Raw genomic sequence first — 11,141 nt, 5'->3', positions numbered from 1 at the left:
GTTGCAGCCTCGAAGAGGGCAAAGCAGTACACACTCCTCACAACTAAGCCCCCGAGGCCACTCAAAACGCCCGCAATGTTAACCGGGTTTCGCGTCCGCACCCAGCGCCTTGCGCAGTCTCGCCGGGTCCACGCGCCAGAACGTGTGCTGTTCGCCATCGATCAGCACCACCGGAATCTGCTCCCAGTACTCCTTGTGCAGCTCCTCGTCCTCGGTGATGTCCTTCTCCACCCACGACGCACCGGTCTCCTCGCAGACCTCGCCCACCACCGCCCGCGCGTCCTCGCACAGATGACAGCCGGGCTTCCCGATCAACGTGACCACCCGCTCGGCGGGCTTCTTCCTCGTACGTCGCAGCAGAGCACTCATGCCTTCATTCTGCGCCCGCGGACCACCGCACCGGACCGCCCGGAATCGCCCGGTTCACCATTCCGACCCGCAGCGTTCACACCTGTGCATCACGGCAGGTCGGGCAGATACGAACGGACTGGCTATGCTCACCGCATGGCCGCTCTTGGATGGCTCACACCCCGTAGACGTTCCGCTACCGCACGGAGCGTCCTGGCAGGCGAGGCCGCGGCCGAGGCCGCGCGCAAGACCTCGGCCGCCGACGACGATTCCGCCCTCCTGACCAAGACCCCGGAAGAAGCGGGCGCGACACCTCCCGTGGAGCCCGCGTTCCCCGTCGCCGGGGACGACCGCGCAGCCGCCTTCTTCGACCTCGACAACACGGTGATGCAGGGCGCCGCGATCTTCCACTTCGGCCGCGGCCTCTACAAGCGGAAGTTCTTCGAACGCCGCGAGCTCACGCGGTTCGCCTGGCAGCAGGCGTGGTTCCGGCTGGCCGGCGTCGAGGACCCCGAACACATGCAGGACGCCCGTGACAGCGCCCTGTCCATCGTCAAGGGCCACCGCGTCTCCGAGCTGATGTCCATCGGCGAGGAGATCTACGACGAGTACATGGCCGACCGCATCTGGCCCGGCACCCGCGCCCTGGCCCAGGCCCACCTGGACGCCGGACAGAAGGTCTGGCTGGTCACCGCCGCCCCCGTGGAGACCGCCACCATCATCGCCCGCCGCCTCGGCCTGACCGGCGCGCTCGGCACCGTCGCCGAATCGGTCGACGGCGTCTACACCGGCCGCCTGGTCGGCGAACCCCTGCACGGCCCCGCCAAGGCCGAGGCCGTCCGCGCCCTGGCCGCCGCCGAGGCCCTGGACCTGGAGCGCTGCGCCGCCTACAGCGACTCGCACAACGACATCCCGATGCTCTCGCTGGTCGGCCACCCCTACGCGATCAACCCGGACACCAAGCTCCGCAAGCACGCCCGCGCCCGCGACTGGCGGCTGCGCGACTACCGCACCGGCCGCAAGGCGGCCAAGGTCGGCATCCCGGCCGCCGCCGGGGTCGGCGCGCTCGCGGGCGGCACGGTCGCCGCCGTCGCCCTGCACCGCCGCCGCCGCTGACCCACAGCCCTTCCCCCGCTTCCCCCGCACCCCGTGCCCGCCCACCGCGAACGGTCACGGGGCGCAGCCACGCCCGGAGCCGGGCGCCCGATCGCGATCAGCTCCGTAACCGCGGGCAACGCCCCCTCCGGCCAGCCGGATCGTCGGCTCCCGGCCACAACCCGTCGCCCCCGTAGGCAGATCACGAAGTAATCCGATCAATAAACGGTCACCAAGTGCTACTTGATACGTCACTTAGCGATAACAGAAGCGACGGAACCGGTGATTTAGACAACTGGGTGTAGTGCTGCCTGCACGAAGCGTTATTCTCCTCAGACGCATCACGGAGACCGTCACCCGTTACCACGGGTGACGATTTTCGAACTGCTCGTGATGGAAGCTCTGCCTCTGGGAGTCCCGTGTACCCACACGTCGGGGTTGACGCCTCGGGCCTGGCTACGCTGCGTGCATCGGTCATTGACCGCTTGCGCGGCTTCGTCCCCACCGCGTACGCCGTCCCCGCTTTTGCCACCCCTGCACCTGCCGGCCCTTGCTACGCCCTGGCCGAACGCAGTGCGGCAGTCGGAAGACGCGGCACCCGCGCCGCCTCGACCACCTCGACCGTCCGCCGCCCCACCGCCGACAGCGACAGCGCGCGCATGATGGATCTCGTCGAGCGCGCACAGGCCGGCGAGGCGGACGCCTTCGGCCGCCTGTACGACCAGTACAGCGACACCGTGTACCGGTACATCTACTACCGCGTGGGCGGCAAGGCGACCGCGGAGGACCTCACCAGCGAGACCTTCCTCCGCGCGCTGCGCCGTATCTCCACGTTCACCTGGCAGGGCCGCGATTTCGGCGCCTGGCTGGTCACCATCGCTCGCAACCTGGTCGCCGACCACTTCAAATCCAGTCGTTTCCGACTGGAAGTGACCACCGGCGAAATGCTCGACGCCAACGAGGTGGCGCGCAGCCCCGAGGACTCCGTCCTGGAGTCCCTCTCCAACGCCGCACTGCTCCAGGCCGTACGGCGGCTCAACCCCCAGCAGCAGGAATGCGTCACCCTGCGGTTCCTCCAAGGCCTCTCGGTCGCCGAGACCGCCCGGGTGATGGGCAAGAACGAGGGTGCGATCAAGACCCTCCAGTACCGAGCCGTACGGACGCTCGCCCGACTCCTGCCGGACGACGCCCGCTGACCGGACCTCCGCGTGATCGCCCCGTCACGCACTGGTCCGATCATCTTTCGTGCGTAACCCAAGTGCCGCGCGGCTCGTTGTGCCGGTTGCAGGCCCCCTGCCGTCACTCCCTGTCCGTATCCACTCACTCCATCGAGTGGAAGCGCTCAAGGTGTGCAACCTTCCGGACCGCCAGGGGAGTCGACCGTCATGACGAGAGGAGGTGCCGCCAGTGATCGCAAACGTTTCGGCACACCGGCGGGCGAACGCCTTCGCCCAGGCCCTGGAGGAGCAGACCCCCCAGGGTGCGGCGGCCGTACAGCCCGCGGAGCCGGCCGACCAGGCCGACCGCGGACCGCTGTTGGCCCTGGCGAACGGCCTCGGTGAGCTACCGAAGCCGCAGTTGGACCCCGAGGTCAAAATGGTGCAGCGAGCCCAGCTCGTCGCGGCCATGGAAGCCATGTTCGCCGAGGGCGGCGCGTCCACGGGCCCTACGGTGCCCGTGCAACGGGGCAAGGGGGCCCACCGGGCCTCACCACTGCGGAAATTGCGCCCCCGCTCCCGCTGGGCGAAGGGACTCACCGCCGGCGGGCTCACCGTCGGCGTGGCCGCGGGAGCGTTCGGCGGTGTGGCCGCCGCCAGCTCCGACGCCCTCCCCGGTGATTCGCTCTACGGGCTGAAACGCGGGATGGAGGACATCAGCCTCGGCATGGCCAGGGGCGACGCCGACCGCGGCGAGGCCTATCTCGACCAGGCCTCCACCCGGCTCAGCGAAGCCCGCAGACTCATGGAGCGCGGCCGCTCCGGCGCCCTGGACCACGAATCCCTCGGCGCCGTCAGACGCGCGCTCAACGGCATGTCCCACGACGCCTCCGAGGGCCACCGCCTGCTCCACGCCGCCTACCAGCGCGACGGAGCGATCGGCCCCATCCAGACCCTGGACACCTTCTCCCGCTCGCACCGCGACACCTGGAGCAGCCTCCGCGACCGGCTGCCCGTCCAGCTCACCGACGTCCGCGACGAGGTCAGCTCGGTGTTCGACGCCATAGAGGACGAAGTCGCACCGCTCCAGTCCCTCCTCCCCCGCCCCCCGGGCAAGGACACGGACACCGGACGCTCCGACGCCACCACCCCGGGCACCGGCTCGCCCCGGACCGACGCCCCCGCGCCCCCGGCCGCCTCCGAGCAGCCCGGGAACCGCACGGAAAGCGGAACCACCCCCGAGCCCTCCGGCTCGTCGGGCTCCGCCGGCGCCACCCCGGACGACGGCCTGCTGGGCGGCGGTACGGACGGCCTGCTCGACGAGCTCCCGACGGACGGCCTCACCCAGCCGTCCCCCGAAGGCCGGTCCAGCGCACCGGCCGCCCCGGACGTCACCCTGCCCCCGCTCCTCCCGGGGCTCCTCCCGGGCCTCGGCATCGACGGCGAGAACCTCAGGCCGTAGAACAACGGGCTAACGCACAGAAGGAGGGGCCGGTACGCGGATCGCGTACCGGCCCCTCCTGTGTGCGACCGACAGGAAACAGCGGGTCAGAAGAAGACCGAACGCCGCTGCACCAACAGCTTGTACAGCGTGTGCTGGATCTGCTCACGCACCTGGTCCGTCAGGTTGAACATCAGCATCGGGTCCTCCGCCGCCTCCGGCGGATACCCGTCCGTCGGAATCGGCTCACCGAACTGGATCGTCCACTTCGTCGGCAGCGGCAGCGCGCCCAGCGGCCCCAGCCACGGGAACGTCGGCGTGATCGGGAAGTACGGGAAGCCCAGCAGCCGGGCCAGCGTCTTCGCGTTGCCGATCATCGGGTAGATCTCCTCGGCGCCCACGATCGAGCACGGCACGATCGGCGCACCCGCCCGCAGCGCCGTCGACACGAACCCGCCCCGGCCGAAGCGCTGAAGCTTGTACCGGTCGCCGAACGGCTTGCCGATGCCCTTGAAGCCCTCCGGCATCACCCCGACGATCTCGCCCATCTCCAGCAGCCGCTGCGCGTCCTCCGCACAGGCAAGCGTGTGACCGGCCTTGCGCGCCAGCTCGTTGACGACAGGGAGATGGAAGACCAGATCGGCGGCGAGCAGCCGCAGATGCCGCTCGGCCGGATGGTTGTCGTGCACCGCGACCTGGAGCATCAGCCCGTCCAGCGGCAGCGTCCCGGAGTGGTTGGCCACGATGAGCGCCCCGCCGTCCGACGGGATGTTCTCGATGCCCTTCACCTCGACCCGGAAGTACTTGTCGGCCAGCGGGCGCAGCACCGACATCAGGACCTGATCGGTGAGCTCCTCGTCGTACCCGAACTCGTCGACGTCGTAGTCACCGGTGACCCGCCGCCGCAGGAAGGCGAGCCCGCCCGCGATCCGCCGTTCCCAGCCGTCGCCCACGGAACCGTCCGTACCGTCCACGTCCCTACGGGTCTCCTCCTGCTCGTGCTCCGCCTCCCCCGCCTCCGGGGGCTGCCCGGGGACCTGCGCCCCCGGCAGAGCGCTCACCGGAGCCGCGGAGCCGTCGCCCCGGCCGCTGCCGGGACCGCCCGCCCCGGTCCGGCGCCGTGCCGGACGCGACGTGCCACCGGACCGCGAACGGTCGTCGTCGAACGGAATGACCTTGGCGTCCGCCATCGTCGGTGCGCTCCTCTACCTGGCGCCGTGAGTCGTCTGTACCGCACCGGCCCCGCGCTCCCGCGGCCCGGCGTCTCCCGGGAGCGCCAGCGCCGCCAGCCGGTCCACCGCCCTGCCCACCGTGGTCGGCGGCAGCAGCCCGGGACCCCGGCTCCGCGCGAACTCCGCGAACGTCTCCGCCGTGGTGAACTTCGGCCGGAAACCGAGGGTCTCGCGCATCTGCACGGTCGAGACCACCCTGCCATGGGTGAGCAGCCGGATCTGTTCCGGCGAGAAGTCGGTCATGCCGATCGTACGGAGCGCCGAGCCGACCCAGGTGACGGCGGGCAGCAGCACCGGCACGGTCGGCTTCCCCAGCCGCCGCGAACACTGCGACAGCAGCAGCACGCCGTCACCGGCGATGTTGAACGTGCCGCTGTTCAGCGTCCCGCGCCGGGGCTCGCCCGCCGCGACCCCCAGGACGTCGATCACATCGTCCTCGTGCACGAACTGGAGCCGGGGGTCGTACCCGAAGACGGTCGGCAGGACGGGCAGTGACAGATAGTCCGCGAGCGGCGAGTCCGGCCGCGGCCCCAGGATGTTGGCGAACCGCAGCACGCACACCGCCACGTCCGGCCGGCGGCGGGCGAAGCCCCGTACGTACCCCTCGACCTCCACCGCGTCCTTCGCGAAGCCGCCGCTGGGCAGCGACTTGGGCGGGGTGGTCTCGGTGAACACCGCGGGATCGCGGGACGCCGACCCGTACACGCTCGTACTGGACTTCACCACGAGCCGCTGCACCGTCGGCGACTTCTGGCAGGCGCCGAGCAGCTGCATGGTGCCGATGACGTTGGTCTCCTTGATCGTCGTCCGGCCGCCGGCGCCGAGCGCCTTGCCGGAGACGTCCAGGTGCACGACCGTGTCGACGGAGTGCTCGGCCAGGATCCGCGCCAGAGCGGACTGCCGGATGTCCGCGCGCACGAACTCCGCGTCGCCCAGCTGGTGCGCGGGCGCGACCGCGTCGACGGCGATCACCCGGTCCACCCCGGGCTCGCGCTGGACGCGCCGGACGAAGCGGCCCCCCAGCTGCCGGGCCACTCCCGTGACGAGCACGACCTTTCCCAAGACCCGGCTCCCCTGCTTCCCGCGGTAACTTCCTGGCCGTCACCGTAGCCGGTGGACGCCGTCCTGTGACGACCCCATGCCCCGAAACGCACCGCAGCCCTTCCGCCAGGACGGCGGAAGGGCTGCGGATCTCACGAACTGCGTTCGCTTACTTCTTGTTGCGACGCTGAACGCGCGTGCGCTTGAGCAGCTTGCGGTGCTTCTTCTTGGCCATCCGCTTGCGCCGCTTCTTGATAACAGAGCCCACGACTACCCTCGCTTACTTCATCTTCACTGGTGCGGGGCGTCTGGGCCCACACGACCTACGTCGGCCTAGCCTACCCGCCACCGTGCGAGGGGCGTAATCCGCAGGCAACCTCAGGCTGATTCCACCCCCACGAAGGACTCGCGGAGATACGCGTGAACCGCTTGCTCCGGTACCCGGAAGGACCTGCCCACCCGGATCGCCGGCAGATGACCGCTGTGCACCAAGCGGTACACGGTCATCTTCGACACTCGCATGACCGAGGCGACTTCCGCCACGGTCAGAAACTTGACCTCGTTGAGAGGCCTCTCGCTGCCAGCAGCCATGACCCACCTGTACCTTCCGCACCGGACGCGCACCGGCTTCCCCTCCGGTGACTCTTCGTCGCTGTGCGCTCACTCACCAGATTAGGGGCGGGTGGTGCGAGTGGGGAAGAGAGGCGATCGGCGGCCTACTGTGACAGACAGGCCCGATTGAGCACATAGCGCGTCAACGGCCGGTAGAACATCGCCCGTACGCCGTCGTCGAGCGGAACGACGACGGACACCCGCCCCTCCGCCTCGCCCACGAACAGCGCCGGATCATCCGTGTCCGCCGGCCCGATCGCCTCGATCCCCAGCTGACCTGCACCGCAGACCCAGCCGTGATCCCCGATCACCAGCTCGGGCAGCACCCCCAGCCGCTCCGCGGCGTCCTGGAGCGCGACCCGCACCGGAAGCGGCGAATGCGTGTGCGCGCCGGTCACACCACCCGTGGGCCGCCCCCCTGGTTCGCGCACCAGAGCGACACCCCGTACGTAGTCGAGGTTGTACGTGCGTACGCCAAACCGGGTCGTTATGTCGACACATCTCCCCTGCGCGGGGGTGAGAACGGGACAGCCCGCCGCCGACAGAGCGTCTGCCAGCCCGGCGTAGAAACCGAGCAGTCGGTGGGGATGACCGGTCCCGAGCAGGACCGGAGCGCGCCGCTCCGCCACCAGCGCCAGCCGCTCGGCGAACGCGTCCAGCGCGGCCACCGTCCGCTCCGGGTCGATCACGTCCGGCCCGGACACATGCGCGGGATCCGCCGAGACCCCGCACCGGTCCGCCATCAGCCGCAACAGCTCGCCCTCGCCCCAGGCCCGCTCGGGCACGAGCCCCAGCATCACCCGCGGATCCCGGGCGGCGAACAGCCGGTAGCTGCGCAGACTGTTCTCGCGCGGCGTGGCCACGGGCCCGGCCAGCCGGGCCGCCAGCAGATGGGCGCGTAACGCCCCGGTGCTCAACACCCCTGGGATGCTGCCGCATCGCGAAGCACCGGCGGGCCGGATTCCCGGTACGCCCCACCGTTGGCGTAACGCCCGGCACAATGCCCGCACGCGCCGCAGGGCGCACCCCTCAGGGCAGCAGACCCCGCAGCGGGAACGCCGCCTTCCGGGACGCCAGCACCGCCTGGTCCAGCCGGTCCGCCGGGTCGTACCCGTCCTCCCACGCCTTCCACGACGGCGTACGCCCGTCCGTCATCCGGCCGGGCCCCAACTGCCGCGTACGGGCGTAGACGAGATCCCGCCACGACGGCGGCACCACCGACTTCGGATCGACCGGAGCGTGCGCCGCGATCCCGACGAGATGCGTCCACGACCGGGGCACCACATCCACCACCGCGTACCCGCCGCCGCCGAGCGCCACCCAGCGCCCGCCCTCCGCGTACTGGTGGGCGAGCTCGTGGCAGGACTCCATGACCGCCCGCTGCGCGTCCAGCGACACCGCGAGGTGGGCGAGCGGGTCCTCGAAGTGCGTGTCGGCCCCGTGCTGGGTGACGAGTACCTGAGGCCGGAAGTCGGCCAGCAGCTCGGGCACCACCGCGTGGAACGCCCGCAGCCACCCCTCGTCCCCGGTCCCGGCCGGCAGCGCCACGTTCACCGCGGAGCCCTCGCCCGCCCCGGCCCCGGTCTCCTCCGGCCACCCGGTCTGCGGGAACAGGGTCCGCGGGTGCTCGTGCAGCGACACGGTCAACACCCTCGGGTCCTCCCAGAAAGCGGCCTGCACCCCGTCCCCGTGATGGACGTCCACATCCACGTACGCGACGCGCTCGGCGCCCAGCTCCAGCAGCCGCGCGATGGCGAGGGCCGGATCGTTGTAGACGCAGAACCCCGCGGCCGACCCGGGCATGGCGTGATGCAGCCCCCCGGTGAAGTTCACCGCGTGCTCGCATCCGCCCCGCCACACAGCTTCGGCGGCCCCCACCGACAGCCCGGCGATCAGCGCGGACGCCTCGTGCATCCCGGCGAACGCCGGATCGTCCACGGTCCCGAGCCCGTAGTCCTGGTCGGCGGCCCGCGGATTCGCGGAGGCGGCCCGCACCGCGGCCACGTAGTCCTCATGGTGCACCAGCCGCAGGGTGGAGTCCCCGGCGGACTTCGCCGACCGCAGATCCACCGCCCCGTCGAGCCCGAACGCCCTCACCAGCCCCATCGTCAGGTCCAGCCGGACCGGGTCCATGGGGTGGGTGTCCCCGAAGTCGTATCCCGTAACTGCGTCATCCCACATCAGCTGTGTGCGGCCGCTCATGCCCGCCACCGTATCGGGCGGGGCCCGGCCCGAACGAGCGGGCATACACGAGCGTCGCCAGCACCAGAACCATCGGTACGAGCATGGCTCCCCGATAGCTCCACGCATCCCCCAGAGCACCCACGAGCGGCGAGCCGACCAGGAACCCCACATAGTTGAAGATGTTCAGCCGGGCCACGGCCGCGTCGCTGTTCCCCGGGAACATCCGCCCGGCCGCCGCGAAGGTCTGCGGCACGATCACGCAGAGCCCGAACCCGAGCATCGTGAACCCGAGCATCCCCACCCAGGCCCCCGGAGCCAGCGCCACGACCGCGAACCCGCCGGCCGCCAGCAGACTCCCGCCCCGCACCACGGCCACCGCCCCGAACCGCCGCACTCCGAGGTCCCCGACAGCGCGCCCCAGCAGGGTCGTCACCATGTAGACGTTGTACGGCACGGTCGCGAGCTGCTCCGAACTGCCCAGCACGTCCTGGAGGTACTTGGCACTCCAGTTGGAGACGGTCGCGTCCCCGATGTACGCGAAGCTCATCACCAGGCACAGCGGCAGCAAGGACGTGAACGACAGGGCGCCACCCGCGCCCGCCGGCCCGGAACCGGCCTTCTCAGCGCCGTTCTCCCTGCCCTCCGTGTACCACCGGCTCCCGACGAGCGCGGCGGGCAGCAGCACCACCACGACGGGCAGGTAGGACACGAGCAACGACAGATCCCACCGCGCCCCGACCCACGCCAGGGACGCCCCCGCGATCCCGCCGAGGCTGTACGCGGCGTGGAAGCCGAGCATGATGCTGCGCCCGTACGCCCGTTGGAGGCTGACGCCCAGCATGTTCATGGAGGCGTCCAGCGCCCCGACGGCCAGCCCGAAGACGCCGAGCGCGACGGCGACGTGCCACACCTCCCGCCCGGCGCCCACGCCGAGCAGGGCGAGCAGGACCAGCGGCTGGGCCCACCGCAGGACGACGCCGGGCCCCACCCGCGCGACGACCTTCTCGGTGGCCACGCTGCCGGCCCCCGCCAGGATCGGGACAGCGGCGAGGAAGACGGGCAGCAGCCCGTCGGATATCCCGTACTGGTCCTGAATGGCGGGGATACGCGTCACCAGAAGGGCGAAGGCCACTCCTTGAACTCCGAAGCTCAACCCCAGGGAGGCCCTGCCGTGCCGCAAGCCCGCATCTGTCATGGCCGCGAGCGTAGAGCCAGGCCCTACCCATGGGTAGAGCGATCAGGCGAGCAGTTCGGGAAGCTGGGCCAGGTCCGAGAAGTGCCCGGTCACTCCGACGAGCCGGTCCGCGGGCATCATCGACGTGAATCCGTACACGTCCATCCCGGCCGCCCGCGCCGCCTCGACCCCGAGCGGGCTGTCCTCGATGACGACGCACCTCTCCGGCGCGACGCCCATCCGCTCGGCGGCATGGAGGAACAGGTCCGGCGCCGGCTTGCCCCGCCCGACATCCTCCGAGCTGAAGATCCACTCCTCCTCGAACCACTGGTCGATCCCCGTCTTGCGGTGCCCGACCCGGATCCGCTCGTGGCTCCCGGAGGAGGCGACGCAGTAGTCCACCCCGTCCGCGACGAGCTTCCCGAGCAGTTCCTCGGCTCCGTCCACGGCCACGAGCTCCCGCTGGAAGGCCGCGAACGTGCGGGTGTTGAGCGTGGAGTCGAAGTCCTCGGGCAGCTTCTGCCCGGTCCGCTCCTCGACGAGATCGTGGACCCGGTGCACGGCGGACCCCATGTAGTCACGGAGCGACTCGTCGTACGTGGTCGGGTGACCGAGTTCGGTCAGGTAGCCGGAGAGGACGGTGTTGGCGAGCGGCTCACTGTCGACGAGCACACCGTCGTTGTCGAAGATGACCAGTTCGTAGCGCATGGTTCGACCCTAGACGTTCAGAACGCAGAAAAGCCCCGTGCCACAAGGCACGGGGCTTTCCCGGAAAAATTGTTCGGCGGCGTCCTACTCTCCCACAGGGTCCCCCCTGCAGTACCATCGGCGCTGAAAGGCTTAGCTTCCGGGTTCGG

The 11,141-nt window shown here is 70.6% G+C and carries 12 protein-coding genes and 1 rRNA gene; 3 read left to right on the top strand and 10 right to left on the bottom strand.

Annotated features, from left to right (window positions below; genetic code table 11):
- Positions 1 to 78: 78 nt before the first annotated feature.
- Positions 79 to 369, bottom strand: a complete 291-nt coding sequence (locus IG90_RS0136270; protein WP_030594560.1) for a glutaredoxin family protein — start codon at positions 367 to 369, stop codon at positions 79 to 81.
- 135 nt (positions 370 to 504) lie between these two features.
- Between IG90_RS0136270 and IG90_RS0136265 the strand changes: the two genes are divergently transcribed.
- The 3 genes from IG90_RS0136265 to IG90_RS0136255 all read left to right on the top strand — a co-directional run bounded on the left by IG90_RS0136265 (position 505) and on the right by IG90_RS0136255 (position 4,062).
- On the top strand, positions 505 to 1,464 hold the full coding sequence (locus IG90_RS0136265) for an HAD family hydrolase (protein ID WP_030594557.1): 960 nt from the start codon (positions 505 to 507) through the stop codon (positions 1,462 to 1,464).
- A 398-nt stretch (positions 1,465 to 1,862) separates the two neighbouring features.
- Positions 1,863 to 2,639, top strand: coding sequence for an ECF subfamily RNA polymerase sigma factor, BldN family (locus IG90_RS0136260; protein WP_003968333.1), 777 nt, complete (start codon positions 1,863 to 1,865; stop codon positions 2,637 to 2,639).
- Positions 2,640 to 2,850: 211 nt separating this feature from the next.
- Entirely contained in the window at positions 2,851 to 4,062 is a 1,212-nt protein-coding gene (locus IG90_RS0136255) for a DUF5667 domain-containing protein (RefSeq protein WP_030594554.1), read from the top strand.
- An 86-nt stretch (positions 4,063 to 4,148) separates the two neighbouring features.
- Here IG90_RS0136255 and IG90_RS0136250 read toward each other — a convergent pair whose 3' ends face one another.
- The 9 genes from IG90_RS0136250 to rrf all read right to left on the bottom strand — a co-directional run.
- Positions 4,149 to 5,231 carry a lysophospholipid acyltransferase family protein gene (locus IG90_RS0136250; protein WP_030594551.1) on the bottom strand — a complete coding sequence of 361 codons (1,083 nt, stop codon included), beginning with the start codon at positions 5,229 to 5,231 and terminating at the stop codon, positions 4,149 to 4,151.
- 15 nt (positions 5,232 to 5,246) lie between these two features.
- Positions 5,247 to 6,335 carry an NAD-dependent epimerase/dehydratase family protein gene (locus tag IG90_RS0136245; protein ID WP_030594549.1) on the bottom strand — a complete coding sequence of 363 codons (1,089 nt, stop codon included), beginning with the start codon at positions 6,333 to 6,335 and terminating at the stop codon, positions 5,247 to 5,249.
- Positions 6,336 to 6,483: 148 nt separating this feature from the next.
- Positions 6,484 to 6,582 carry a 30S ribosomal protein bS22 gene (locus tag IG90_RS42975; RefSeq protein ID WP_003948845.1) on the bottom strand — a complete coding sequence of 33 codons (99 nt, stop codon included), beginning with the start codon at positions 6,580 to 6,582 and terminating at the stop codon, positions 6,484 to 6,486.
- A gap of 110 nt (positions 6,583 to 6,692) precedes the next feature.
- Complete coding sequence (locus tag IG90_RS0136235) at positions 6,693 to 6,905, bottom strand: helix-turn-helix domain-containing protein (protein ID WP_003968329.1); 213 nt, start codon at positions 6,903 to 6,905, stop codon at positions 6,693 to 6,695.
- 125 nt (positions 6,906 to 7,030) lie between these two features.
- Complete coding sequence (locus tag IG90_RS0136230) at positions 7,031 to 7,846, bottom strand: phosphatase (RefSeq protein WP_030594546.1); 816 nt, start codon at positions 7,844 to 7,846, stop codon at positions 7,031 to 7,033.
- Positions 7,847 to 7,955: 109 nt separating this feature from the next.
- Positions 7,956 to 9,128 (bottom strand): acetoin utilization protein AcuC, encoded by a 1,173-nt coding sequence (locus tag IG90_RS0136225; RefSeq protein WP_030594543.1) that lies wholly within the window; start codon positions 9,126 to 9,128, stop codon positions 7,956 to 7,958.
- The gene (locus tag IG90_RS0136220; RefSeq protein ID WP_030594541.1) at positions 9,097 to 10,305 is read right to left on the bottom strand and encodes an MFS transporter; all 1,209 of its coding nucleotides are present in this window, start codon (positions 10,303 to 10,305) and stop codon (positions 9,097 to 9,099) included. The genes IG90_RS0136225 and IG90_RS0136220 overlap by 32 nt, the downstream gene beginning before the upstream one ends.
- 42 nt (positions 10,306 to 10,347) lie before the next feature.
- Complete coding sequence (locus IG90_RS0136215) at positions 10,348 to 10,992, bottom strand: HAD family hydrolase (RefSeq protein ID WP_030594539.1); 645 nt, start codon at positions 10,990 to 10,992, stop codon at positions 10,348 to 10,350.
- A 71-nt stretch (positions 10,993 to 11,063) separates the two neighbouring features.
- Positions 11,064 to 11,141, bottom strand: a 5S ribosomal RNA gene (rrf, locus tag IG90_RS0136210); the annotation flags it as partial.

It is taken from the genome of Streptomyces anulatus (assembly GCF_000721175.1).
GTDB classification, from domain to species: domain Bacteria; phylum Actinomycetota; class Actinomycetes; order Streptomycetales; family Streptomycetaceae; genus Streptomyces; species Streptomyces anulatus_C.
This window is presented reverse-complemented; position numbering and strand designations above follow the sequence as displayed.

Bases quoted from the DNA above. Each gene is read 5' to 3' on its own strand.
- IG90_RS0136265 (WP_030594557.1), top strand. From the start codon at position 505: ATGGCCGCTCTTGGATGGCTCACACCCCGTAGACGTTCCGCTACCGCA.
- IG90_RS0136250 (WP_030594551.1), bottom strand. From the start codon at position 5,231: ATGGCGGACGCCAAGGTCATTCCGTTCGACGACGACCGTTCGCGGTCC.
- IG90_RS0136220 (WP_030594541.1), bottom strand. From the start codon at position 10,305: ATGACAGATGCGGGCTTGCGGCACGGCAGGGCCTCCCTGGGGTTGAGC.
- IG90_RS0136215 (WP_030594539.1), bottom strand. From the start codon at position 10,992: ATGCGCTACGAACTGGTCATCTTCGACAACGACGGTGTGCTCGTCGAC.
- IG90_RS0136225 (WP_030594543.1), bottom strand. From the start codon at position 9,128: ATGAGCGGCCGCACACAGCTGATGTGGGATGACGCAGTTACGGGATAC.
- IG90_RS0136270 (WP_030594560.1), bottom strand. From the start codon at position 369: ATGAGTGCTCTGCTGCGACGTACGAGGAAGAAGCCCGCCGAGCGGGTG.
- IG90_RS0136235 (WP_003968329.1), bottom strand. From the start codon at position 6,905: ATGGCTGCTGGCAGCGAGAGGCCTCTCAACGAGGTCAAGTTTCTGACC.